This window comes from Chitinophaga hostae, from assembly GCF_018224885.1.
GTDB lineage: Bacteria > Bacteroidota > Bacteroidia > Chitinophagales > Chitinophagaceae > Chitinophaga > Chitinophaga hostae.
Genome location: NZ_JAGTXB010000003.1, coordinates 67335 through 91120, shown reverse-complemented (window position 1 = coordinate 91120; position 23786 = coordinate 67335). Strand labels below are relative to the sequence as shown.

Here is a 23786-nt window from a genome sequence, read left to right as displayed (position 1 = left end):
CATGGCTGCTTCAAGTGCATTAGAAAATTACTTTGCCGTGTTCCGGAGGAATATCATCGGACGGCAGCAGACCGCTGATTTCCCTTTTGGGAAGAAGAAAATAGTGTATGCCGACTGGACAGCCAGTGGAAGGGCCTACCGGCCGGTAGAAGCTTCCCTGCAGCAGGATATCCTGCCCTTCTGGGCCAATAGCCATACTGCCACCACCGTTACCGGCACGCTGATGACCCGGGCCTACGAGGAGGCAAAAGAAATTATAAAGAAACACGTACATGCAGGCAATAATGATGTATTACTGTTTTGCGGCAGCGGCATGACAGCTGCGGTAAACAAGCTGCAAAGAATACTGGGATGGAAGATACCGGAGCGGCTAACGGACTATATAGGGAATGATGCTGCATGGCCGGTTATCCCGGAGCACCTAAGACCGGTTGTCTTTATCACCCATATGGAGCATCACAGCAACCAGGTGAGCTGGCTGGAAACCATCGCCACCGTAGAAATTATTAACAGCAATAAAAATGGGCATGTCGACCTGGAGCACTTCCGCAGCCTGTTGGCACAGTACAGACATCGGACATATAAAATAGCAGCAGTTACCGCCTGTTCCAACGTAACCGGTATTCAAACACCCTATCATGAAATCGCCCGCATGATCCATGAATATGATGGCTGGTGTTTTGTTGACTTTGCCTGTTCTGCTCCCTATGTACATATGAATATGCATCCGGAAGAAAAGAACACCCATCTGGATGCTATTTATTTTTCAGTACATAAATTTTTAGGTGGCCCCGGTACCCCCGGCGTACTGATTTTTAATAAACAGCTTTACCATAATACCATTCCGGATCATCCCGGTGGTGGCACTGTCTTGTACAGCAATCCCTGGAAAGCACATGCCTATATCGCCGACATCGAATCGAGAGAAGATGGCGGTACGCCACCGCTGTTGCAGGGAATAAAGGCTGCCATGTGTATCCGGCTGAAGGAAGAAATGGGCGTTGCCAATATCCTGCGCCGGGAGCAGGAATTGTTAGCAATTATTTTTGACCGGCTGTCGAAAATTGAGCATATTGAAATATTGGAGGAGCAGGTGAAGTACAGACTAGGCGTTGTTTCTTTTATTGTTCACGGCGCTCACCATCACATGATCGTTAAGATGCTGAACGACCGGTTCGGCATACAAATGAGAGGAGGATGTTCCTGCGCCGGTACCTATGGACATCAATTGCTGAAGGTAGATGAAACCCGGTCGTATGAAATACTGGAGCAGCTTCGCAAGGGCAATATGCTGGCAAAACCCGGATGGATCAGGTTGTCCGTTCATCCTACCATGACCAATGCAGAAATGGTGTATATCATGGATGCTATTGAGCAAACGGCAGGGAGCTTCAGGGAATGGATGGAAGATTACAGGTATGATGCGGAGGCGGATGAATATGTTTTTAAAAGGGTATCTTTAGATAAACATAACCATCGAGGGCGTCTCATTTTTTGAAACGCCCTCGATGATTTATCATATCGCCTCAATCGAAAACTTTCTCGTCTTTTCTTTCCTGTTATACTCCGACACAAGCACATGTCCTTCTTTGGCAGGGAAAATAAGCGTTTCCACACCACCATCTTTACGCGGAATAGTGCGCAGCACTTTCTTCTGGTCTATACTATAGAAGGTGATATTCTTTGCTTCTGTAATGATCAGGTAGGTGGATTTAGTTTCGGAAGAAGTAACGGTGTAATATGATTTGTTATCCGAGAGCAATGGATAGTACTTGCAGGGAATGCTGCGGCTGCGGGCAACGGGGATGGAGTTGTCGAGCGATAGCGTACCATCCGGCGTTTGTTTGAGTACCATGGCATCACGGATGGTATATTTCCGGGTGCCGTAGGTGCCGAGCAGATACGGCGCCACAACGATAGTGGGAATGGTGGCTACTTCTGCAATCACCATACCTGTGTTAACAGTTCTTTTCAGCGCAGAGCCGGTAAAATAGGTATTGCCTGAATAATCTTTGAATGAGGGGCCAGACAGCAGGAAGGATTTGTTGACCAGCAACCTTCCTTTTGAGTTGGCGATGGGATTTTGTGGATCGAGCCAGTAGTTGTATACGGTTTTGATACTGTCTTTTTTACGTCCGTCGATGTTGATGGTAAACAATCCCAGGTAGTTGCCTTTGCTGATTGATTTGATGGTGGCAAAAGGCCCGTTCCTGCGGGGATTGATGATGTTGCCGGAAACGAAAGGCTTACCTGATACGGGGTCATTCATGAATGACAGTACGTGCAGTGGATTTCCTTTTTTATCTTTCAGGTAGTATTTGGGGATGGAAGTGCTGTCTTCCAGGCCATAGCCAAACACATAAAAATTGCCTCCGTGTTTTTCGTCTTTTTTCTGCAGCAGGAAGTATACATCATGTCCGGACACCAGCATGTTGTAGTCGCCTTCTTCGCCGCCTATTCTTTTTTGCCAGGTTTGTTTACCGGTAACATCGTAAATGTACAGGAACTTTCCGCGGTCGTCACCGAAGAAGCAGGCAAATCCTTTTCCGGCAATGTTGCTTACCCGCAATGGTTCTTTCAGGCCGCCATTGCCGATTTCCAGCTGACCTTTCCTGTATTCTTCTGCAAGGTCCACACCTACTTTGATAGTATTAGACTTTAGTACTTTACCGCTGAGGTCAATAAACTGGGTGAATACGGCCATGTATCCTTTGGAAACGGCTTCGCGGATTTCTTTCTTTTTCTTGATGGCGTGTCCGAGGAGATTACTTTTCATGTAAGAGAGGCAAAGCACTTCCTGTTCAAAAGCTACCGCACGAAGATCCAGTTTCAGCTCCCTGAAGTTCACTACGCCGATGTCATTCAGGTTTTCATCCATGATGTTGATCTTGTAGTTGAAAGAGTCTTTGTTGGCGCGTTCCAGTTCGGTGAACACCAGGTAGCCTACCAGCGTGCCGTCCTGGGTGATGGCTCTCATGCTGGAGGAGATATCTTCTCCTACTTCCCTGAAAATTTTAGTTTGTGCGTGTGTGCCCGTTACTGTCAGTAACAATAAGGCAAATGCTACGAATACATGTTTCATTGCGGTTGTTTATGGGATAAATTGTTGGGTGCTATTTTTTAGAAAATGGTGTTACATACTCGCAGTACAGGCTGCTGGGATAACTGGCAGTAAACGCTTTAGCAGCCTTTTGTTTCTCACTGTCTTCGTTGTTGGTTAACAAAGTATGCATAACAGATTTGAAACCCTGTTCAGGTGCGGTCATATTTCCCCAGAACGCCGCCTGTTGCAGGGTGTTGTAAAATTCTTCCAGCTTCTCCCTGGGCATTTGCTCGAACATGGTTTCCAGTTCGTAATAGTTTTTGGAGATATATTCTTTGGGCCTTACGGTGATGGCGTTAAAGCGACTTAGTTTTTTATCGGCGAAATATAACCCGGACATGACGTTGTTAAACATGAAATCGTACCAGGGATCGGTGTTGCCTTTATCTTTTTCCAGGAGAATGCGATACAGGCAGGCAGTCATGTTGCCACTGCAATAGATACTCCAGATCATCATTTTCATGGATTTATCTTTCAGTGCTGCCGGTACCGGGGTAAATGCGTTGCCTGCTGATTGTTTGTCTTTGGTCTGGTTATATCGTTCCTGGCAGTCGGGATGTGTTTTCAGCGAGTCGGCTAAACCGCTGCTGGTAGTATTAAAGCTGTAGTTTTTGGCGGATAAACCTTTGGTGCGCTTTACCATCCAGGCATCTTCCACGTTGAGGTGATAAGCGGCAAAATAATCTTTAAGCCCCTTTTTTAATGGCTGGCGGTATTGAATGTCTGCGCTGTCGAGCCGCAGGAAGAAGGCCGGATCTATTCCAATATGGCTGTTCCGGAGTAGTACCAGTGCCAGCGAATCGGCATCGCTTTCATGGTAGCGCTGATGCCTGCTTCGGTCGAATGAATAGCCTTCAAATACTTTTTTTAACCTGGTTAACCGTTCATACTTTGAGTCCAGCACGGCATTAAGGGATTGTTTGTATTCGTCGGAACTGAGCCATTCAGCGCGTTTCTTCATACCATTTTCCGGGTGCATCATGATATTATGGGCCAGTTCATGAGCCAGTACCAGTGCCAGTTCTTCCCGGGTTTTTACAAAGGCCAGCAGGCCAATGTTCACCGCTATCATATCGCTGCCGGTGGCATAAGCATTTACAGAAGTGCTGCGATCGATCATCAGGAAAGGTTTCCGGGCAATGAAGGAGTGATTGGATTTTACGATCTGGCTAATCACCCCGTCGAGGTAGTTATAGATTTCGCCTTCGTATACATAGTCGTCATTTTCGATGGCATCGGTAATGAAGTCTGTGCGTCCATCCCATATTTCCCGGTATTTTTTCTGCGTATCTTTCTCTTTATACACGGATGGGCAGTTCCAGGCTTTTTTCAGGGAATCCTTTTGGGGTTGATAATAGAAGTGGGACAGGTCCTGGTAGTTGTACAACAGTTTGCTTTGGGCCAGTACAGCATTGTTCAACAGCATTATTGCTGCGAAGGCAAGGGATCGGTAAAGTGACATATCTATTTTTGGTATGGGCGTCAGCCCCAAATATAATATAGTTTTTATTTGAGTGTATGTTTTTTTGAGGATACTTCCGGCGACTTATCATGTGGGACGCGGCTTCCCGTAGCAACGACCGGTTAAACGTATTACTCAAGCAGCCATAGCGGTTGTGCGTCTCCCTAAATAACCCTAATTTGTAAAATGGCCTGAGTTGAATGGATTTGTGTTTTAGCTAAAAACTATGCTATGGCAAACGTTATTTTAGGAGTTACCATATCGCTCGACGGGTTTGCGGAAGACCAGCAGGGGAGCGTAGGAGCGCTTTACCCGGACTTAGATGTTTTGAGAAACAGTAAGCTGCTCCAGGAATCTATTGAGCACACCGGGGCGGTGGTAATGAGCTGGAAAGAATTTAGCATGGCGGCAGATCCTGATACTATTGCCGATCATTACGAATACCAGGTACCTATTTTTGTTTTTACAAAAGAAGTGCCGGCAAAACATCCTAAAGAGAATAGCCAACTCACCATCACTTTTGTAACAGATGGTATTGAAAGTGCCGTGCAACAGGCAAAAGCCGCCGCAAAAGATAAAGATGTAACCGTTATAGGAAGCGCTGCTACAACCCGGCTGTTTTTAAAAGCAGGTTTGGCTGATATACTGCATGTCGATATTTTCCCCGTATTCCTGCATGCCGGGTTCCGTCCTTTCGAGGATATCGGGACCGTTACACTGAAGAAAATCAAAATACTGGAGGCCGGTGAAAGAACGCATCTGCGTTACGAAATAGTTAAATAATACGGCTCCCATTTCCCTCCATTTCCTCTCCGTTTTCCACAGATAACACGTTTGTGGCAGATGAACAGGCTTGTCAGGATGCTGCCTGGCCAATACTACTGCGCCCCATTATGTACCGGCTGTAATAATAATGCAGCTGGCTGCTCCTTCTATAAAAATAAACGGAATACCGGGTGTCACCTAAAAAATAGTTTGTCCATTTTAGTCAAGTTTTTTTAGATTGTAGCGCATAGAGACAGTATTCCCACGCATACCTTAAAGGACTCACCAAGATATAAAATTATTATATCATATATGCCAGCGCATTTTTATCACTTTTTTATGTAGACGCGAAATTCCTATACCGAATATTACTTGCAGTCCCTTTTTCTTAACAATAAAAACTCACAGTCATGTCAAACAATGTGTACGCCTGTACGTTACCAGGCAATTCTGCCATCAATGCATTCTCTGACGAAGTACAAAGAAACACTTTACGTTGGGTACAAAAATTTGATTTAGCTCCCCAGTTCAAGCCTATGGGCTGGTACACCAAGGCCCAGTTTGGGTTACAGGCCGCCAGGGAATACCCCAACGCGGATTTTAAACAGCTTTGCCTGGCGGGTGACCTGCTCACCTGGTTATTTACGGTAGATGATACCTGCGACAGAGGCTCTGATGGCGCAGAAGCTGCTGTAGCGATGAAAGCGATGTTATATGAATTCATTGATATCCTGGAAGACAAGCGGGAGCCTTCCGAAAATAAACTAAGTAATGGCCTTGTAAATGTACTGGACCGTTTCCGGGCCATCAGTTCACCTTTCCTGTACCGGCAGTTTTGCGGCCACATGATCGATTATCTGAAAGAATGCTTTTTTGAAATCGACATGCAGTTAAATAAATATGTGCCGTCGATCAGGAAATATTTTGAAATGCGTCCTTTCGGAGGTTTTTACATTATGTTTCCACTGGTAGCTATTTTTGAAAGATTTAGCCTGCCGGCAGAAGTTTATGAGCATGAAACCGTCAAAGAAATAGAACTGATCCTGAATTTGCTGGGTTGTTTCTCGAACGACCTGCACTCGGCAGAACGTGAAAGGAAACTCGAAACGATCGGGTTCAACTTAATATTCATCGCGCAAAGGGAACTGCAGATGCCTTATGAGGCTGCAGTTCAGTATGTGGCGGATTACCACGACGATTACCTGCTGAAGCTGGATCAATGCATGAGTAAAATACCCTACTGGAGCAAAAGCATCAATGAGCAGCTGGACCGCTATATACAGGGATTGTATACCATGGTACGAGGCTACGACGACTGGGCAATAATTGATACCGGCCGTTACAAAAGTGCGTGATGTTGAGGTAAGTGCCTGGACAATTCCAGGTGCAATTCCCTGAAGTGGACCGGTTTGGCGATAAACGCGTCTGCGCCGGCCGCCAGCATTTCTTCCTTCACCGAACTAAAGGCATCTCCTGATACTATCAGTACAGGAATGCTCTTTAGTTCGGTGTTATTGCGTATTTGTTGAATCAGCTCTTTGCCACACATACCGGGAATATTCAGATCGGAGATGATCACATCCGGTTTCTCCAGTTTAATGGATGCAGCAGCGCTTTCCCAATCGGCACACAGCACAGGGCGTATGCCCATTTCCGTTAGTATTTTTGTGAGCAGTGTAGCACTCAGCAGTTCATCTTCAATGACCAGCGCAGAAGAACCGGAAAAACAATTTTTTCTGAACTGCTTATTGGCCTGTTCCTGTACTTTTCCTGCGGTAGTTTCCAGTGGCAGGTCTATCACAATGGTAGTATGTAAGCGCGATGCTTCCGGATCAAGCTGAATAGTACCGTTAAAGAGCTCCACCAGGTGTTTGGTGATGCCAAGCCCAAGCCCGGTGCCTTCTACAAACTGGTTCCGGCCGGAAACAAAAGGATCAAACAGGTTATTGCCGATGTTGCTGTCGATAACACCCCGGTTTTGAATTTTGAAAATGAGGCGGTCCTCTTTTTTAATGGAAGTAAAAACTACCTGGCTATCGCCGGAAGCAAATTTTACCGCATTAGACAATACATTGTTAATAATCTTCGTCAGGATTAATTTATCACTGTTAATGATAGCAGGCAGCTGCTCGTCGAATGCATTTTTGATGGTAATACCCCTGGAACCTGCAATATAGCTGTTCATGGAAATGCAATGCGCCACACACTCATTCAGATTAACCGGCTCTTTAATAACATTGTAGAATTTGCCGGAATCGATGCGCGACATGTCAAGCACGTTGTTGACCAGGTTGCGCGCCAAATAACAGGAAGAAAATAATTGCTCTATTTCCAGCTGTTCAGACTCGGTATATTCATCTTTTCTTCTTTCAAATAATTGCGCATTACCAAATATGGCATTCAGCGGGGTTCTTAATTCATGAAATGTTTCTCTCAGGAAAATACTTTTGCGCTCTGAAATCTCCTTCAGCTTTCTTTCCGACATCAGCAGGTACCTGATTTGTGCCACATAGGTCGACATCACAAATACAATCAACATAAACAACGCAGCGGTTGTATATCCCCTCATGGTAAGCGCAATCGCCGGATTTAAATCAAGCGGCTTAACCAGGTGATAATATGCATTTACCAATACACCCGCCATCAATAAAACGGATACCGCCAAACATCCATATATCAGTCCCCGCTCTTTTTGCAGGAATAAAGATCCGCTTAAATGAAATACAATCAGGGAAACAAATACCATCAGCATTTCTGTTGATATCCCTGCGCCCAACACAATGCTCCAGTAAGTAACATACAGCACATTGATGACAAGCATAAATAAGGTAGCCTGAAAATATCTCTTTAAATAATTTAACCTGAGAACTGCAGAAAAGCAAAGTACTTCCAACGGAACACCTACCAGGAAGAATATAGAGTTTTTTAGCAGGTAAAAATAGGATCCAACGCCCAGTACCAGCGAAATCATTAATAAAGCTACCCCATTTACAATGACGACAGGACGTTTTTCTTCCGGTTTTACCAGTCCTTCTGTGCCTGCATATAGAGGGGTCAGCAGTATGTCTTTCAATGCGTAAGCAGTTGTACGGTTATCAGGTTTCATAAACGATTATTACGAGGGTTACTAAGCATTCGGATAAATAAGATACTATAATAAATATACATGGAAAAATTTCACTGAAAACATTTGCTATCACTACAAGTTGCCTTGGTTGATTTTAGGGTACACTTTGCGATACACAATATGCCTGTCGGAGGTCTTCTGTTTAGCAAGATAAGTTCGTCTGTTTCCAGACGTTAAGATAGACAATCTTTATTTAATATTAACCCCTTTGGGGCGCTTCCGTTACATTAATAAACAACTAATATGTAACGTATTATATTACTTTGATGAGTGAAAAAGGGATGGGGGCGAGCTCCACGCTAACGCCGGTACTGATAAAAAATGCCGGTATCAAAAATGGTCCACCGGCAAGCCTTCTGGCCACAACTTTTTAACCCGTTGTTTGCCCAGGTATTGCAGGTATGAAACAGGTTATAACTGCCCCTGCCTTCATAAAAGGCGTCGTTGTTATCATAGTTGGCGTGGGTAACTATATTTACAGGCATGCCATCGGGGCCCGTCCGGAAGCTATTGTTAATATAGGCAATGAGCCTGGCGTATTGTGCTTTATTGATGAGGATGGCCCGGCAGCTTTCACTTTCAGCTAAGCTGCGATAATAGGTGGCGTGAATAGCCGAGGCACTGAGATTAAACGCCGCCTTGAAAGCGGTACTGGCTTTCAGGTCATTCCAGGTGGGCGTTTCCAGGTAAAAGCCTTTATCACCCCAGCCAAAGGCCAGTAAGGTAGCGGTAGTGTCATTGCCTGCGGTATAGTGGAAAGGAATACGGGTACTCCAGTCTATTTGCGTGTTGCGTACCGGCACCACCAGATCAGTATGCACACCATTGGTAAGAATATAAATGGTGATGTCGGCATCGTTTACTTCTTCCCGGCTGGTACTCATACGGGAAAGGGTATACGCTGATAACAGGTATATGCCCGTGAATAGCAGAACACCCAACATGGTATATCCTATGATCTTTAACAATTTCTTCAACGCAGCTGCTTTTAATGAATATCACAAATTAGGATATTTTCTTATTTTGCGATCCAACCAGTTTTTTAACCCTGGTTGAGGGCATTGTTATGTTTCCTTTCTGGAGCGACTATTATTATCTTGTTATTATACTGCAGATTATATGTGTGATTCATGCGCTGAAATCAGGCAGGAGAGAATACCTGTTTTTTATTTTATTTATCCCGTTGATAGGTACAGTGGTTTATATTGTCAGGGAAATATTACCGGATATTAACACCGGCACGTTGGGTGAAAACCTGATGCGTACCTTCTGGCCCAATGGCCGTATCAAAGAGTGGGAACGGAAAGTGCGCATGTCTGATACGGTTACCAACAAGCTGCAACTGGCAGATGCCTATGCGCAGCAAAAGCAATACGATAAAGCCATCGCACTCACACAGGAATGTGCCAACGCTTTTTCAAAGGATCCGGGTATACTGCTGCAGCTTGCCCGCCTGCAATTTCTGAATGGCAACTATGCAGCATGTCTCGCTAATTTTGATAAGGTAAATGCCTCGAAAGGAGTAAGAATGAGCAAGGCGGAAGATGAATTACTGTATGCGCAGGCGCTGGAACATACCGGGCAAAATGAACGGGCGGAAGCCGCCTATCAAAAAGTGATACAGGTGCATCATTCCCTGGAAGCCATGTACTACTACGGATTGCTCCTGAAAAAACAAAACAGAACGGAAGAAGCAAAAGCACAATTCCGCCATACCAGCGAAGAAATAGACCTGCATCCCAGGTATATCCGCCGCACTATCCGCAAATGGGTATGGTTATCAAAGAAAGAACTGGCAGGGATGTAAAAAAAATGCTCCGGTGGATACCGGAGCATGGCAGCTTTTAGCTATTAGCTATTAGCCGTTAGCCTAACACAAAAATAAAATTCAATCTAACTCTAACTCTAACTGACAAAACACCGTCTAAAAGCTAAAAGCTAACCGCCTCTAATTCCAACTAACAAAACACCGTCTAAAAGCTAAAAGCTAAAAGCTAAAAGCTAATAGCTAACCGCCTCTAATTCCAACTAACAAAACACTATCTAAAAGCTAAAAGCTAATAGCTAACCGCTTTACAATATATAGTAGGCGGGTGTTTCCACTGCTTCTTCGGGTGCACTGTATTGTTCCTGTAACATTTGCCGCAGATCTTTTTCAATATTCCGGGCGATGGTCGTTACCGGTGTATCTGTAGGTTTATTTTCAAACGGATCCTGCAGGTTGATCGCCATTTTTTCGATCAGCAGGAAAGAGGAGGCAATGGCTACCACTAAAGGTATTTCCATAAAGCCCAGCACATCTATCAAAGCAAACGGCAATAACAGTATAAAAAAGATCACGGTGAAATGTGTATACAGGCTATATGTAGCCGGAAACACGGTGTTTTTGATACGTTCACATTTGCCCATGGAATCGCAGAGGCGGGACAGTGTCTGATCCAGCGCTACCTGCTGGTATTGATTAATCCAACCCTGATCCAATGCATATTTCAGGTCTTTTCCATGTAAGAGCAACAAGGCAGCAGGCACGTTATCATACTTCATCACATAGCTTAGTTCCCGTCGTGATAATAACCTGTCTAAACCTTTGAGCGGATCTGTCTTTCGTAGCGATTGTCCCAAACTATGGCACCACGCTGCCTGTCGCTTTACAAAACGCTCCTGGAAAAGAGTCAGGTCTTCCGACTGATAAGTTGCATCCATCAAGCTTAATACCTGTCTTGTCAGTGAGCGTGAATCATTTACAATGGCCCCCCATATGGTTCTGGCTTCCCACCAGCGGTCATAAGCCTGGTTGGAGCGGAACGCGAGCAGTAACGATAGTACTGTTCCCAGTACCATAGGCACTGAAATGGGGATCACCATGTTGGTGAAATCATATTGGTAATAGAGAATGTTGATAGATAGTGAATAGATGGTCACCAATAATATCTCGACCCTGATTTTACCAAATACATATTTTAAGGGGATATTTTTCTTTAGTAGCATAAAATTGCTTTTATTCTGTGGCCTGCAAAAGTGCGGATATGGTGGATTTGTCTGCAGTAAACTTCCTCCGCTGTAGCTGTATTTTCATTTTGGGATAGTTGCATTTGCTGATCAGTTTTTCCGGATCGTAACTTCTTTTGGAAGGAGCGTTGTATTCATGATCGGCGGGTTGAATGATCAGGTCTATGTTCTGTGCCAGCAGGAAGTTGCGCAGCGCGGCACGGGTGCTGCCATGAAAGAATTCAATTCTCAGCTGGTTAATAGCGGTAGAATACTTGTTGCGGATAATTTCGCATCCATCCTGGAAATCGTTTGATATCAGTTCCAGGTGCCTGCTGTTGCGGGTGTAGGTGATCAGGTCAAATAATGAATCCGGCATCTGCAATGCGTGCATCAATATAATATTAACCGGCTCATACGGATGTTGTGCAATGATGTTGTGCACATAACTGAGAGAGCGGAGAGAAAAGTCTGTTGGTATGAGTATATTTTTCATATCTGGTATCTTTTATAACAACAAAATTATTGCTGCCAGATAAGTAACCAGTAAGAGCGGGGTTAAAAGGTAGTAAGAATGTGGTAAGAATTTGGTAAGAAAGCAATCGCTACAGTGGTAACTCCACCCTGATCTCGGTTCCGTGGTTTACCTGGCTGTTTACAATGATGTCTCCTTTATGCATACGGATAATATTCATGGCCAGTGGCAACCCGATACCATAGCCTTTAAAGCGGGCGGTATTAGAGGCGCGGAAGAAAGGGGAGAAGATGTAGGGAAGGTCTTCGGGAGGAATTCCAATGCCCTGGTCCTTCACGATAATAATATTTTTTTTGGCGGTAGCAGCGAGGGCAATCGATACCGGTTGGTTATTGGAATACTTTACGGCATTGATCACAATGTTGCTGAGCGCGAGTTCCAGGAGCTGTTCGTTACCCGGTATCACCAGTTTTTCTTCTTCTTCCGGAAAAAGACTATAATCTATTTCCACTTTATTACCCGGGTGAAGTTTATCGATGGTATGTTTTACGGTAAATAACAATTCATCGCTGCGCAGCTGTTGCCATTCCTGTTTCTTACCATCAAAGCCGGTTTGCGCCAGGTGCAGCAGGCTTTTGGTAATATGTTCCAGCCTGCCGGCTTCGTGCAGGATATTTTTCAGGGAGTAAATATATTTTTCAGCGGTTCGTTCTTTGTTAAGGGCCAGTTCCGCTTCGCCTATAATAGCGGTGAGCGGTGTACTCAGCTCATGGGAGGCGTTGCTGACAAAATTATTCTGTGTTTCAAATGCCGTTTCCAGCCGGTCGAGCATATTGTTGAAGGTACCGGCGAGGTCGTTGATTTCATCGCCGCTGTTGTCTACATTTAGCCGCAGGTGTAAGTTCCGTGAACTGATACTTTTTACCTGCACCATCATATGGCGGATGGGTTTGAGTATATATTTGGAGAAGAAGATGCCGGCGCCTACCAGTATTACGCTGGAAGCCACGGAGCAAAGGATCAGTATTTTGCGCAGCCAACCCAGGTATTCGTCGCTGTATTTATTAATAGCGGATACAATAACGATATAAAGTCCCTGTTTGCTTTTATACAGCACGCCCTCATAGAAGCGGTTACCTTCGCGGTGTGTGGCCTTGCTTTCAAGCCGCACCTGTTCATAAAAGGAGTTAGGGAGATGGAGCTGCTCGTCGGGGTGTACCGTACCATCGTTGGCTACCTTCAGGAAATATTCTTTTTCTGAGGGCAATGTTTCCAGGTGTTCTTCGCGGATTTCATTGTAGATAACGGAGTCGGATTCGTAATAAGGCAGCGCGGCTTTGGCGGTAAGATAGGCCCGTATTTCCAGGCGTTTGTAGAAGTCCTCGAATGAGTGCTGGTTTGCAAAATAGTACACCAGTATACTCATGGTGAGGATAGTGGAAATCGTTAACCCTGCAAATACCAGCAATATCTTAGTACGTATCTTCATCGGCCTTGTTTTCCCGGAGCATGTAACCCAAACCCACTACCGTATGTATCAGTTCTGCGGCGTGAGGTTTGTTAATTTTTTTCCGGAGATAGTTAATATATACATCCACTACTTTGGTGTTCATATTAAATTCGATGCCCCATACCTGTTCCAGTATTTCCAGCCTGGACAATACTTTCCGCGGATTTTTCAGCAGGAATTCCAGCAACCGGTATTCTGTGGCGGTTAATTGTATGCTCTTTCCCTGTCTGCTGGCGGATTTGGTATCCGTGTCCAGCTCCAGGTCGGCCAGGCTCAGCACAGAGGGAGCAGTAACGGGAACGGCTATATCTGTATTTGTTTTCCTGCGTAACAGGCTGCGGATACGGGCTTCCAGCTCCTGCAGCTTAAATGGCTTTACAAGGTAGTCGTCGGCGCCGCTGTCGAGGCCCATCACAATATTTTCTGTAGTACCCAGGGCGGTGAGCATGAGTATAGGCACTTCCTGTTTCGCATTGCGCAGGGAGCGGCATACTTCTATCCCATTCATTCCGGGGAGCATCACGTCCAGTATAATGAGCCTGAACGTGGGGTTATTGAGCGCCATTTGCAGCCCGCTATTACCATCCGGCGCCACGCTTACTTCGTAGCCCGCTTCGCTCAAACCGCGGGTGATAACAGATACTACAGCTGGTTCATCTTCTATGAGTAATAGCTTCATGAACAACAAATATAGGTACGAATTCCTAACTGCCAACAGCTAATAGCTAACTACTCTAAGTGGCTCACGCAGTTAAACAGCTCACAATGCCAGTTTTCGTTGGAGAACTGCAGCCTTGTGATGGAAGTATTTTTCATGGCGGGGGTAGGATGCATGGCGGGTAATAAGGCGTCCAGTAATTGCCGGATAAAGCTGCCATGGCTTACCAGCAAAATCTTTTTACCGCTGTTTTCTGTCAGCAGATCCTGCATAAAAGAGAGGCCACGGCCTACCACTGATTCACCGGGTTCCATGCCCAGGTCCATCAGCTTCCAGGCTTCGCCCCATTTCCGGATCCGCTCTTCTTCGGTGGTACCTTCAATAAGACCGCCACCGGCTTCTCCCAGTCTTTTGTCTTCTATTACGGATGCTATTTGCAGCTCCTGTGCTATTACCGCGGCTGTTTGCCGGGCACGGAGCAGGTGGCTGGAATAGATGAGGTCCCAGGGTTCGCCGGAAAGCCGCAACCCCAGCTTCAGTGCCTGTTGCACGCCTTCTTCATCCAGCGGGATGTCTGAATGGCCCTGCAGTTTGCCGGCTTTGTTCCAGGAAGTGGTACCGTGACGGATAATAGCGATCTGGGTCATATTGATTCTTTTAGTCATTCCGGGGGACAAATATATACAAATCGCGCCGGGGTTAATAGCAATTCCCGGTTTACAGGATATCTGTACCTTTGTTGGTATGGAAAAAAATATTAATCCCAACGAAGAAAAGCCGGTCAGAAAAGAAGGAGAGGTGAAAGAAGAACCTGTTATCCATGATGGCTCCGGCGGCGCATTTGAAGGTACGGAAATGGTAACGGAGGAGCGGGAAGATAAACCCCGTCCAAAAGGTCCTACACCGTACTAGCAGGATAACTTTGTCTGCTCCGGTGAGTGCGGTATTAAATCCTTAAATTAGTTGTACCAAAAAACGCGATGCTTATGTTATCCTTGGAAAAAATCAGCGAATTATTAGGAAAAGATAGTGATACCCTGCTGCAACATCAGAGCAAAACGATCAGTAAAGATCTCCTGCATCTGCCGGGACCGGATACCGTCAATAAAATCTATCTGCCCTCCAGCCGTAACGCCCAGGTACTGCGTAGTTTGGGGCAGCTGTTTAACCACGGGCGACTGGCAGGAACCGGTTATATGTCCATCCTTCCGGTAGACCAGGGTGTAGAACACAGCGCCGGCGCTTCTTTTGCCAAATACCCAGCCTACTTCGATCCTGAAAATATTGTGAAACTGGCCGTAGAAGGAGGTTGTAATGCTGTTGCGTCTACTTTTGGCGTGTTATCGGCCGTATCCCGCAATTATGCGCACCGCATCCCCTTTATTGTAAAACTGAATCATAACGAATTGCTCACCTATCCCAACCGGGCCGACCAGGTGATGTACGGTACGGTGGAGGAAGCCTGGAACATAGGTGCGGTGGCCGTAGGCGCCACTATTTATTTTGGATCCGAACAGTCGGACCGGCAACTGGTGGAGGTATCGCAGGCGTTTGAACGCGCGCATGAGCTGGGGATGGCCACCATTCTCTGGTGCTACCTGCGGAATGATGCATTTAAAAAAGATGCAGACTACCACCTGGCTGCCGATCTTACCGGCCAGGCCAATCACCTCGGCGTTACCATACAGGCGGATATTATCAAACAAAAACTGCCGGTGGTGAATGGGGGCTATAAGGCATTAAATACAGGCAGTTCTTCCTATGGTAAACTGGACGAACGCATTTATACACAGCTCACATCCGACAATCCGATCGACCTTTGCCGTTACCAGGTAGCCAATTGCTATATGGGCCGTATGGGACTCATTAATTCCGGCGGAGCCTCTGAAGGAGCAGCTGATCTGGCAGAAGCGGTGCGCACTGCCGTTATCAATAAAAGAGCGGGTGGCATGGGGTTAATTTCCGGCCGCAAAGCTTTCCAGCGCCCCATGGCGGAAGGCGCTGCGCTGCTTCACGCTATCCAGGATGTATACCTGAATGAACAGATCACGGTGGCATAGTTAGCCCCTGACCTGTCCATCGCCATGGATAAACCACTTTTCTGTTACCAGTTTTTCCAGCGCAAATGGTCCGCGGGCATGTAATTTCTGGGTAGAAATACCTATTTCCGCACCGAGGCCAAATACGCCTCCGTCAGTAAACCTGGTGGAGGCGTTTACGTATACGGCGGCTGCATCAACTTCGTTGAGGAAACGCTCACTCACCGCCGTGTCGCGGGAAATGATCGCTTCAGAGTGGCGGGAGGAAAACCGCTGTATATGCGAGAGCGCTTCCGCAGGGCCGGATACTACTTTCACAGAGCATTTGAGCGACAGGAACTCACGGCCAAAATCTTCCGGTTGTGCCGCAAAGAGATGCGGATACTGTTGTTGCTGCAGTAATTTCAGCGCTAACGGGTCCGCATATACGTCTACCGCATACGGCAGCAACTGCGGCGCCAGCAGGGCCAGGAAATCCGCTGCCACGGCTTCATCTACCAGTACGGTATCCAGTGCGTTGCAAACAGAGGGGCGGGATACCTTGGCGTTGGTAACAATAGCGGCGGCCTGCAACAGGTCGGCTGTTTTTTCCACATAGGTATGACATACGCCTGCACCGGTTTCAATGACCGGTACCCGCGAATTGGCCCGCACAAATTCGATCAGTTGTTCAGAGCCACGGGGAATAATGATATCGATATATTTTACCGCAGTGAGCATTTCCGTTACCAGGTTACGGTCCGTAGGAAGCAGCTGTACCGCGTGTTCGTCTACCCCAAACTCCTTTAACACACCCTGTATCAGCGTTACCAGGATAGTATTGGTATGAAATGCATCGGTACCGCCACGCAGTACGCATACGTTGCCCGAGCGGATACAGAGGGCTGCCACATCTACGGTTACGTTGGGTCTGGATTCATAAATAACACCTACCACGCCCAGGGGCACGGTTTTCTTTTGTACGAGCAAACCGTTGTCCAGCCGCCTTTCCAGCATCAGTACATTGGCAGGGTCCGGGAGACCGGCAATATCTTCCAGGCTGGAGGCCAGGTCGCGGATACGCGCAGGCGTAAGCAGCAACCTGTCTTTTTTCGGATCTTCATCCGGCATCCGGTCCAGGTCTTTTTTGTTTTCTGCGCTGATATTATCGGACTGGATCAGGATAACCGCTGCCAGCTTCCGCAGCAGGCCCTGTTTCTCTGTGTCCGGCAGGGTTCTGATGGATACGCCTGCCTGTTGCGCCTGTTCCAGTAAAGGTTGTATAGTTTGCATGATATGTGTTACGTTAAAAAGCATTTACAACAGCACGATGTCGTCGGCATGGGCTACTTCCGTATTCTGTGCTTTTTGTTTGGCATCCAGCACATCCGAAGAAATTTTTGCCCTGCCTACAGCGATGGCGGTATTTTCTTCGTTGACGATTTCAATCACTTCCCCGCATTCAAATTTTTCGAGCACGGCCTGCACACCTACGGCCAGGAGGCTGTGACGCTTCTCCAGGGCTTTCTGGGCGCCGGCATCGATCTGTATCCTGCCGGTTACCAGGCTGCCGCTGGCCAGCCACTTCTTACGGGCAGGCATGCTGCAGGGCTGCGGCAAACACAAGGTACCCGTTTTGCCTGCAATGGCATTGAGGATACCGTCTTCTGTACGGATACCAAAAATCACCACGCGGATTCCCATTCTGGTGGCCAATCGGGCGAAAGTAAGTTTAGACACCATGCCGCCCAGTCCCAGGCTGGATTTCTCTTTGTCGGCCAGTCCCAGCGCTGCCTTGTCAATAACATCGATCTGCGGTACTACCTGCCCGGTCCTGTCCAATACGCCTGCTACAGAGGTGCTGAACAACAGGAGAGAGGCGCCAAAGCCTACGGCAATGAGGGTAGCCAGTTCGTCGTTGTCTGAAAATTTCAGCTCCAGGCTGCTTACCACATCATTTTCGTTGGCGATAGGAATGATATTGCTGGCCCACAGCTCTTCGTAGGTACGCTTTAGCTGCAGGAACTGGTCCCTGTCGGAAAAGTGCTGTCGTTCACATAAGCTCTGTGCTACGGCAATATTGTAGGGGGCAAAATAGCGGCTGTATTTATTCAGCAGCAAAGGATTACCCACGGCTGCCGCGGCTTTTCGCTCGCTGATGGTGCCGTTGTAATGGCGTAAAAACTGTTTACCCGCAGCTACCGCTCCGGATGATACCAGCACAATATGATGATCTTCGTGTAAAGCTGCTACCTGCCGCGCAATGCCGGCAATCACCGTTTCATCCAGGTCACCGTTCTGGTGGGTGATGGACGCCGTTCCAAATTTTATTACAAGTATCGGTTTGCTCAATTTCGTCTCTAATTTGGAGCCTAAAATAATATTAAGGAGGCGAAATTCTAAATGGAAAATTACCGGCAGCTGCGGAATTAAGGTTTATATTGAACATTATATTTTTATTACGCATCATATGATAAACAGGAAACTATTGCTTACTTGGTCCATAGTAGCGGTTTTGGGCTTTGCTGCGGGTAGCGTTTCCGCCCAGGAAACCCTCCGGCAAAAGGTAGCCGGTATCGCCGGAAAAATTTCAGGAAAAGTTGGCGTTTATGCCCGCTTACTGGAAACCGGCGATACGGTATCCTTTAATCGCGATGAACATTTTCCCATGCAAAGCGTATACAAATTCCCGATCAGCATGGCCGTACTCCGGCAGGTAGACCAGCACAAACTGCGCCTGGATCAACCAATAAAGATCGTTAAAGCAGATCTTACCACCGCTGGCCACAGCCCTATCCGCGAAAAATACCCGGAAGGCAATGTCAGTTTAACGATCGATGAGCTGATCACCTACAATATATGTGAAAGTGATGGCACGGCCTGTGATGTGTTGCTGAAATTACTCGGCGGCCCTGCCAGGGCAAATGCGTATATCCATGGACTGGGCGTAAAACAGATCGCTATTGCCACCACGGAAGAAGAACAGGTGCAGAAGACCAAACTGCTGGTACAGTACCGGAACCGGGCCACACCACAGGGAATGACGCAGCTGCTGGGAACATTTTATCAACAACCCGTTTTATCCGACAGCAGCAGGAAATATTTGTTGCACCTGATGACTATTTCCGGTCCGGGCGCCAAAAGACTCAAAGGATTGTTGCCTGCCGGCACTGCGGTAGCACATAAAACAGGTACTTCCTGGACGATCAATGGCGTAACAGCAGCGCATAATGATGTAGGGATTATAACGCTGCCCAATGGAAATCATATAGCCATTACCGTATTTGTTTCTGATACATGGGCAACAGCATCGGAACGGGATGCCACCATCGCAAAAATTGCAAGGGCCATATGGGAGCATTATGCCCGCTAAAAAATGATCCGGTAATACTTGCTGGTTTGTTAACAATTCCGGAATATTGCAATTGATTGTAATGCCCTTTTTAACCCGGCTGTAGCTGTATTGTAGCCTTCCAGGTAAAACTGTATAGAAAGACCGTAGAAAACAAACCCGCAGACTTATGTTTATTATTTACCAGATCAGATCACTTGAGCATACCAGGAAACATTACCCCGGATTGGCCTGTCCGTTGGCAAACGGTGGTGGCAATGGGGTTACCATTGTTGTATTGCAGCGTTATGTATGGTGGCTGGGACCTATGATGCCTTCGATGAAATATGGCGTGGCTTTTTGCGACAATGGAGATAAAATCCCCGTAGCGAAATGGACGCCCGAAATTACAGCGAAATATAAAGAGCTGAAAGCAACTACCAAAACGCCGCTCCGGTTGTGGAGAGGAATGATCGTTATCCCGGCCATTTTCCTGGTGCTGGTGCTAGTGGCCCAGATTGCCAAACGTACTAAAGCAAATGATGATAAGGAATTCACGGAATATGTGAATCATCCGCAGGCGGGCGATATTTTTTATGCTAACACCGGCGGTACACTGGTACGCAGTGAAAACAGCGCCACTACTACCAACGATGTATATGCATTGTTTAAGGTGATAAAAATTGATGGCGACAGTATCTTCCTGGCGCAGGGTAACGCCAGTAGGGTAGGTACTGCCGAAAAACCGATCAATGAATATAAATCCGGTTTCTGGGACGATCTGAAAAAAGAGACCACCGGCTTCAGCGCAATACCGGTAATTATTTCATTTCAGCGTCTTATACAGTATCGCTTCTTTTCTGTATTACCTCCCCAAACAGACAATTCTCCCGGCAGGATATCCAAAATTGTACGACCTGATAAATAATCACGAATATGGAAGATGAAAAACAACCTCAGAAGAAAACCAGGTGGACAAACCCGCATCATGAGGGCGACTACGAATATGTAAACAGTATGTCGAAAAGCCCCTGGCCCGTACTGTTGTGGACGATCCTGCTCAGCGGCGGATTTTACATTTTTGCTTTTTTCAGGTACAGGGAAATGGTGGCCTGGGAAAAAAGCGGTGGTACCATACGTATGGCCAGCCTGGAAAAGCTTAGTTATGATATTGGCGGCACCTGGTTGTTTCCCCTGCTGGTAGCGCTGCTGGCCACTATATTACTGATAGCGGGTATCAGAACATTCCGGCACCGGTGGCGGTTAACGCATGATGATGATGCCAAATAATTGAGCTGCAGCATCGTTTATTGTGCTAACTTACAGTTAACCTCATGAAGCAGCCAAAACGATATCAGCGTTATAGCGGCATGCTGCTGTTGGCGGTACTGCTCCCGGCAAAATCACTGTTTGCTCAAAAAGCACATATGGATAAAAGCATTACTGTTGTAACAGGCTGTTACAATGCCAGCCAGATGGAAATGGCGGAGGAGTTATGTCTTTTCGATAACCACCGGTTTATTTATTCGATGAGCTATGGCGCGCTGGATCAGTTTACCAAAGGCACCTGGCATCAGCGGCACGATACATTATACCTGGATTCAGATAAGCCTGCTCCGAAGTTTATGGTACAGGCTTCGCAGGATACAACTGTGGCAGCAGGAAAAATGCTGCTGGTATTTGCGTTTAATTACCAGCATGCACCATACCTGGTGTTTGAATTTTCGGAGCATCCCTCACCCGATTCTTCGCTGCCGCTAACGGAAACACCGAACGGCATCGAAGCATTGGTGGATCAGCCGTTTTACCGGCACCTGAAAATACTGCACAGTATGTACGACAACACATTTTTTGATTACCCGCTTCCGGCGGGAGTAAATAAGCTGGTGATATCGCCCGGAAAAGGACTGGGCAGGCTGCAGTTCACAAAGGAAGCATTCCTGGTAAGAAAGGACATCCTCGAGGATGTTAACAGTAAAGATCATTTATTCCATTTTTCGGGAAAGCCCCCGGAGGCTGCGTTGCAGTATGCAATGCCCGATGAATGATGTGGAGGGAGCGCCTTCGGCGCTTGTCCTAGATCAGGATTAATATGATTATAATGATTGTCCTGATTTTAGCTTTTTCTCTTACAGGCTTTTATGTTGTTGAAGAATACTTTCATAAAAGAAGCTGGCATCTTTCAAAATAAGAAAATGAAATCAGTATAATCATTATAATCATATTAATCCTGGTCTAAGACAAGCGCCGAAGGCGCTCCCCTAAGCGCTTATTTCATATATTGTTTATATGCTTTCTCAATATCTGTCATATCTATTTTGTGTAGTTTGTTTCCATCGTACCACCAGCTTTCCCAGCTGTATTTTGGATCGTTCAGGTCAAGCATGGCGGCCTGTCCGCTTTTGGATTGAAAGCTGATTTTTCCTTTGCCGGGTTCTATTATTTTTATGCCTTTTCCTTCGAGGAAAGCACGGGCATCAGCCATATAGTTTTGGTTGTCGTCGGCGAGGGTATAAAAAGCTTCTTCTCCGTTTTCTTTTTTTAATTTTTCCAGTTGAATGCTGTCAGGTGAATAGAAAACAACACAGGGATGTGAAATTTTTGTGGCGGCTTCGTGTTCCCCTGTATTTTGCAGAGGCGGAGCGGAGGCCGTTTGCTCTTGTTCTTCCGGTGCTTTGCCGTTGTGACAGCCAGCTAATGTAAGAAATGCTACAGGTAATACCAGGTGTTTTTTCATGGATTTCATGGCGATCGTTTGTATGGCATATTTGAGTACACGATTGTTGGTTGCCCAGCAATGGTAAGCGCCTAAAGATAGTATAAAAATGTGCGCAGTACAACTATTAAGAAACGTTCACGAAAGGATAAAATTGCCCGGCACATAAGAGATGAGGCAGGTAGCATCCGGGATGATTACTGCAATTTTACAGGCTATGGGAGAAAGAAATTTATATACACCGTTTGCGTTGCTATCAGCAGATCTGTTGGCGTGCTATTCGCGTCCGCAGATGCATTTCTTTTTTGAGATCATCCGGATACAGGAGGGACGGGCTTCCGGACGGTAAACAACAACCGGTTCCCCGCAGGTTACCGGAAGAAGCGGCCGGGTGGGCTGAAAACCGGGCTTCAAAAAAAAATTCATTGAAATATTTCGATATTTGGAAAATAGTATTACTTTTGTTCTATGGATTTAGCACTGATAGAAAAAGCAGCAAATGCCATCGCCGACAAACACCGATTATCTATCATAATGGAGGTTGTTAAGAAGGGAAAGCTGATTTGTGGTGATGTATGTGAGTTTACGTGCTTGTCACAACCCACGGTATCGCACCATGTGAAGATCCTGGTGGACAGTGGGGTGTTACATTCTTCGAAAAACGGCAGAATTGTGGAGTTAACGCTCAATAAAGAGATGATGAAGCAATTGTCGATGTTCTTTTTACAATTAAGCTGAGGGACTACCGGGCGGGTTTACCAACAGCTTTTTTTATAGTATAATACATTGAAATGTTTAAATTAATGGATTTATAGAGAAATTATTTCTCTTTTTTTTAAACTTATTACATCGATAAACTTAAATAAATCAATAGAATGGCACTCTTACAAAATAAAACAGCTGTCATCACGGGCGGTAACAGCGGTATAGGATATGCAACAGCAGCAGACTTTTTGGCGAAAGGCGCAAAGGTATTGATCACAGGACGTAAGCCGGATGCCGTACAGCAGGCAGTGGCTACGCTTGGACAGGAAACAGATAGTTTTATTGCAGACCAGGGAAAGATAGAAGATTCAAAAAAATTAGCGGAGTATGTGCGTGACCGTTATGGCAAAATTGACATCCTGTTTGTAAACGCCGGTGTAGGCACTTTTGCAAACGTAACGGATGTAACAGAAGAGGCTTTTGACAACATCATGGACATTAATCTGAAGGGCGCATTTTTTACGGTGCAGCACTTACTCCCACTAATTAACGATGGCGGCACTATTATCCTGTTGTCTTCCGTAAACGCTCATTCAGGCATGCCGGGAGCATCCGTTTACAGTGCCAGCAAGGCCGGTCTGAATTCATTGGGACGTACTTTATCGAGGGAATTATCTGCCCGCAGGATCCGGGTGAATATTGTAAACCCCGGACCGGTAGATACGCCTATCCTGGAAAAGGCCGGCGTACCTAAGGAAGCGATCAACCCGGAACATATTGCCAGCAGGTTGCCGTTGGGCAGAATAGGACAACCGCTGGAAATAGCCCGGCTGGTATCTTTCCTGGCCTCCGATGAAGCCTCCTTTATTACAGGCGCCGAATATAATGTAGACGGTGGTCTGAGCGTACATCCATTAATCGGCTAATT

24 protein-coding genes are annotated in these 23786 nt (G+C 46.3%); 12 read left to right on the top strand and 12 right to left on the bottom strand.

Annotation, left to right across the window (positions count from 1 at the left end):
* Nucleotide 1 precedes the first annotated feature (1 nt).
* Nucleotides 2-1498 (top strand): aminotransferase class V-fold PLP-dependent enzyme, encoded by a 1497-nt coding sequence (locus tag KE626_RS07545; protein ID WP_211972265.1) that lies wholly within the window; start codon nucleotides 2-4, stop codon nucleotides 1496-1498.
* Between the two features lie 18 nt (nucleotides 1499-1516).
* Here the strand turns inward: KE626_RS07545 and KE626_RS07540 are convergent, their stop codons facing one another.
* Both KE626_RS07540 and KE626_RS07535 read right to left on the bottom strand, forming a co-directional pair.
* On the bottom strand, nucleotides 1517-3082 hold the full coding sequence (locus tag KE626_RS07540; RefSeq protein ID WP_211972264.1) for a DUF6770 family protein: 1566 nt from the start codon (nucleotides 3080-3082) through the stop codon (nucleotides 1517-1519).
* 31 nt (nucleotides 3083-3113) lie between these two features.
* Nucleotides 3114-4565 (bottom strand): M48 family metalloprotease, encoded by a 1452-nt coding sequence (locus KE626_RS07535; RefSeq protein ID WP_211972263.1) that lies wholly within the window; start codon nucleotides 4563-4565, stop codon nucleotides 3114-3116.
* Nucleotides 4566-4796: 231 nt separating this feature from the next.
* Here KE626_RS07535 and KE626_RS07530 point away from each other — a divergent pair, with 231 nt between their 5' ends.
* Nucleotides 4797-5348 carry a dihydrofolate reductase family protein gene (locus KE626_RS07530; RefSeq protein ID WP_211972262.1) on the top strand — a complete coding sequence of 184 codons (552 nt, stop codon included), beginning with the start codon at nucleotides 4797-4799 and terminating at the stop codon, nucleotides 5346-5348.
* A gap of 392 nt (nucleotides 5349-5740) precedes the next feature.
* Nucleotides 5741-6685, top strand: coding sequence for a terpene synthase family protein (locus tag KE626_RS07525; protein WP_211972261.1), 945 nt, complete (start codon nucleotides 5741-5743; stop codon nucleotides 6683-6685).
* Here the strand turns inward: KE626_RS07525 and KE626_RS07520 are convergent.
* Together KE626_RS07520 and KE626_RS07515 are read right to left on the bottom strand one after the other, a co-directional pair.
* Nucleotides 6670-8436 (bottom strand): hybrid sensor histidine kinase/response regulator, encoded by a 1767-nt coding sequence (locus tag KE626_RS07520; protein WP_211972260.1) that lies wholly within the window; start codon nucleotides 8434-8436, stop codon nucleotides 6670-6672. The genes KE626_RS07525 and KE626_RS07520 overlap by 16 nt on opposite strands.
* 320 nt (nucleotides 8437-8756) lie before the next feature.
* The gene (locus KE626_RS07515) at nucleotides 8757-9434 is read right to left on the bottom strand and encodes a TIGR02117 family protein (RefSeq protein WP_249207342.1); all 678 of its coding nucleotides are present in this window, start codon (nucleotides 9432-9434) and stop codon (nucleotides 8757-8759) included.
* Between the two features lie 89 nt (nucleotides 9435-9523).
* Here KE626_RS07515 and KE626_RS07510 point away from each other — a divergent pair, with 89 nt between their 5' ends.
* Nucleotides 9524-10264: a tetratricopeptide repeat protein gene (locus KE626_RS07510; protein WP_211972259.1), complete on the top strand. Its 741-nt coding sequence runs from the start codon at nucleotides 9524-9526 to the stop codon at nucleotides 10262-10264.
* Between the two features lie 266 nt (nucleotides 10265-10530).
* Here KE626_RS07510 and KE626_RS07505 read toward each other — a convergent pair whose 3' ends face one another.
* The 5 genes from KE626_RS07505 to KE626_RS07485 all read right to left on the bottom strand — a co-directional run bounded on the left by KE626_RS07505 (nucleotide 10531) and on the right by KE626_RS07485 (nucleotide 14753).
* Nucleotides 10531-11445: a bestrophin family protein gene (locus tag KE626_RS07505; RefSeq protein ID WP_211972258.1), complete on the bottom strand. Its 915-nt coding sequence runs from the start codon at nucleotides 11443-11445 to the stop codon at nucleotides 10531-10533.
* A gap of 10 nt (nucleotides 11446-11455) precedes the next feature.
* The gene (locus KE626_RS07500; RefSeq protein ID WP_211972257.1) at nucleotides 11456-11941 is read right to left on the bottom strand and encodes a hypothetical protein; all 486 of its coding nucleotides are present in this window, start codon (nucleotides 11939-11941) and stop codon (nucleotides 11456-11458) included.
* A gap of 109 nt (nucleotides 11942-12050) precedes the next feature.
* Nucleotides 12051-13409: a HAMP domain-containing sensor histidine kinase gene (locus KE626_RS07495; RefSeq protein WP_211972256.1), complete on the bottom strand. Its 1359-nt coding sequence runs from the start codon at nucleotides 13407-13409 to the stop codon at nucleotides 12051-12053.
* The gene (locus tag KE626_RS07490) at nucleotides 13393-14109 is read right to left on the bottom strand and encodes a response regulator transcription factor (protein WP_211972255.1); all 717 of its coding nucleotides are present in this window, start codon (nucleotides 14107-14109) and stop codon (nucleotides 13393-13395) included. Before KE626_RS07490 ends, KE626_RS07495 begins: the two co-directional genes overlap by 17 nt.
* Before the next feature lie 50 nt (nucleotides 14110-14159).
* Complete coding sequence (locus KE626_RS07485; protein ID WP_249207341.1) at nucleotides 14160-14753, bottom strand: histidine phosphatase family protein; 594 nt, start codon at nucleotides 14751-14753, stop codon at nucleotides 14160-14162.
* A gap of 79 nt (nucleotides 14754-14832) precedes the next feature.
* On the opposite strand from KE626_RS07485, the gene KE626_RS07480 reads away from it, so the two are divergent.
* Nucleotides 14833-15000: a hypothetical protein gene (locus KE626_RS07480; protein ID WP_211972254.1), complete on the top strand. Its 168-nt coding sequence runs from the start codon at nucleotides 14833-14835 to the stop codon at nucleotides 14998-15000.
* A 74-nt stretch (nucleotides 15001-15074) separates the two neighbouring features.
* Complete coding sequence (locus KE626_RS07475; protein WP_211972253.1) at nucleotides 15075-16148, top strand: class I fructose-bisphosphate aldolase; 1074 nt, start codon at nucleotides 15075-15077, stop codon at nucleotides 16146-16148.
* Here KE626_RS07475 and KE626_RS07470 read toward each other — a convergent pair whose 3' ends face one another.
* Together KE626_RS07470 and proB are read right to left on the bottom strand one after the other, a co-directional pair.
* Nucleotides 16149-17399 (bottom strand): glutamate-5-semialdehyde dehydrogenase, encoded by a 1251-nt coding sequence (locus KE626_RS07470; RefSeq protein WP_211972252.1) that lies wholly within the window; start codon nucleotides 17397-17399, stop codon nucleotides 16149-16151.
* A 24-nt stretch (nucleotides 17400-17423) separates the two neighbouring features.
* Nucleotides 17424-18458 carry a glutamate 5-kinase gene (proB, locus tag KE626_RS07465; protein ID WP_211972251.1) on the bottom strand — a complete coding sequence of 345 codons (1035 nt, stop codon included), beginning with the start codon at nucleotides 18456-18458 and terminating at the stop codon, nucleotides 17424-17426.
* Nucleotides 18459-18594: 136 nt separating this feature from the next.
* Between proB and bla the strand changes: the two genes are divergently transcribed.
* The 4 genes from bla (at nucleotide 18595) to KE626_RS07445 (ending at nucleotide 21485) form a co-directional block, all read left to right on the top strand.
* The gene (gene bla / locus KE626_RS07460; protein WP_211972250.1) at nucleotides 18595-19479 is read left to right on the top strand and encodes a class A beta-lactamase; all 885 of its coding nucleotides are present in this window, start codon (nucleotides 18595-18597) and stop codon (nucleotides 19477-19479) included.
* A 148-nt stretch (nucleotides 19480-19627) separates the two neighbouring features.
* Nucleotides 19628-20365, top strand: coding sequence for a hypothetical protein (locus KE626_RS07455; protein WP_211972249.1), 738 nt, complete (start codon nucleotides 19628-19630; stop codon nucleotides 20363-20365).
* Nucleotides 20366-20373: 8 nt separating this feature from the next.
* Nucleotides 20374-20727: a hypothetical protein gene (locus KE626_RS07450; RefSeq protein ID WP_211972248.1), complete on the top strand. Its 354-nt coding sequence runs from the start codon at nucleotides 20374-20376 to the stop codon at nucleotides 20725-20727.
* Between the two features lie 44 nt (nucleotides 20728-20771).
* Nucleotides 20772-21485 (top strand): hypothetical protein, encoded by a 714-nt coding sequence (locus tag KE626_RS07445; RefSeq protein ID WP_211972247.1) that lies wholly within the window; start codon nucleotides 20772-20774, stop codon nucleotides 21483-21485.
* Nucleotides 21486-21706: 221 nt separating this feature from the next.
* Here the strand turns inward: KE626_RS07445 and KE626_RS07440 are convergent, their stop codons facing one another.
* Entirely contained in the window at nucleotides 21707-22183 is a 477-nt protein-coding gene (locus tag KE626_RS07440) for a hypothetical protein (RefSeq protein ID WP_211972246.1), read from the bottom strand.
* 438 nt (nucleotides 22184-22621) lie between these two features.
* Between KE626_RS07440 and KE626_RS07435 the strand changes: the two genes are divergently transcribed.
* On the top strand, nucleotides 22622-22891 hold the full coding sequence (locus KE626_RS07435; RefSeq protein ID WP_211972245.1) for an ArsR/SmtB family transcription factor: 270 nt from the start codon (nucleotides 22622-22624) through the stop codon (nucleotides 22889-22891).
* Nucleotides 22892-23028: 137 nt separating this feature from the next.
* Nucleotides 23029-23784 (top strand): glucose 1-dehydrogenase, encoded by a 756-nt coding sequence (locus tag KE626_RS07430; protein ID WP_211972244.1) that lies wholly within the window; start codon nucleotides 23029-23031, stop codon nucleotides 23782-23784.
* Nucleotides 23785-23786: the final 2 nt, after the last annotated feature.

Coding starts and splice junctions, on each gene's coding strand:
- KE626_RS07520 (WP_211972260.1), bottom strand. CDS start 8,436: ATGAAACCTGATAACCGTACAACTGCTTACGCATTGAAAGACATACTG.
- KE626_RS07540 (WP_211972264.1), bottom strand. CDS start 3,082: ATGAAACATGTATTCGTAGCATTTGCCTTATTGTTACTGACAGTAACG.
- KE626_RS07530 (WP_211972262.1), top strand. CDS start 4,797: ATGGCAAACGTTATTTTAGGAGTTACCATATCGCTCGACGGGTTTGCG.
- KE626_RS07505 (WP_211972258.1), bottom strand. CDS start 11,445: ATGCTACTAAAGAAAAATATCCCCTTAAAATATGTATTTGGTAAAATC.
- KE626_RS07545 (WP_211972265.1), top strand. CDS start 2: ATGGCTGCTTCAAGTGCATTAGAAAATTACTTTGCCGTGTTCCGGAGG.
- KE626_RS07495 (WP_211972256.1), bottom strand. CDS start 13,409: ATGAAGATACGTACTAAGATATTGCTGGTATTTGCAGGGTTAACGATT.
- KE626_RS07510 (WP_211972259.1), top strand. CDS start 9,524: ATGTTTCCTTTCTGGAGCGACTATTATTATCTTGTTATTATACTGCAG.
- KE626_RS07485 (WP_249207341.1), bottom strand. CDS start 14,753: ATGACTAAAAGAATCAATATGACCCAGATCGCTATTATCCGTCACGGT.
- KE626_RS07430 (WP_211972244.1), top strand. CDS start 23,029: ATGGCACTCTTACAAAATAAAACAGCTGTCATCACGGGCGGTAACAGC.
- KE626_RS07435 (WP_211972245.1), top strand. CDS start 22,622: ATGGATTTAGCACTGATAGAAAAAGCAGCAAATGCCATCGCCGACAAA.
- KE626_RS07490 (WP_211972255.1), bottom strand. CDS start 14,109: ATGAAGCTATTACTCATAGAAGATGAACCAGCTGTAGTATCTGTTATC.
- KE626_RS07500 (WP_211972257.1), bottom strand. CDS start 11,941: ATGAAAAATATACTCATACCAACAGACTTTTCTCTCCGCTCTCTCAGT.
- KE626_RS07480 (WP_211972254.1), top strand. CDS start 14,833: ATGGAAAAAAATATTAATCCCAACGAAGAAAAGCCGGTCAGAAAAGAA.
- KE626_RS07455 (WP_211972249.1), top strand. CDS start 19,628: ATGTTTATTATTTACCAGATCAGATCACTTGAGCATACCAGGAAACAT.
- KE626_RS07445 (WP_211972247.1), top strand. CDS start 20,772: ATGAAGCAGCCAAAACGATATCAGCGTTATAGCGGCATGCTGCTGTTG.
- KE626_RS07475 (WP_211972253.1), top strand. CDS start 15,075: ATGTTATCCTTGGAAAAAATCAGCGAATTATTAGGAAAAGATAGTGAT.
- KE626_RS07535 (WP_211972263.1), bottom strand. CDS start 4,565: ATGTCACTTTACCGATCCCTTGCCTTCGCAGCAATAATGCTGTTGAAC.
- KE626_RS07440 (WP_211972246.1), bottom strand. CDS start 22,183: ATGAAATCCATGAAAAAACACCTGGTATTACCTGTAGCATTTCTTACA.
- KE626_RS07470 (WP_211972252.1), bottom strand. CDS start 17,399: ATGCAAACTATACAACCTTTACTGGAACAGGCGCAACAGGCAGGCGTA.
- KE626_RS07450 (WP_211972248.1), top strand. CDS start 20,374: ATGGAAGATGAAAAACAACCTCAGAAGAAAACCAGGTGGACAAACCCG.
- KE626_RS07525 (WP_211972261.1), top strand. CDS start 5,741: ATGTCAAACAATGTGTACGCCTGTACGTTACCAGGCAATTCTGCCATC.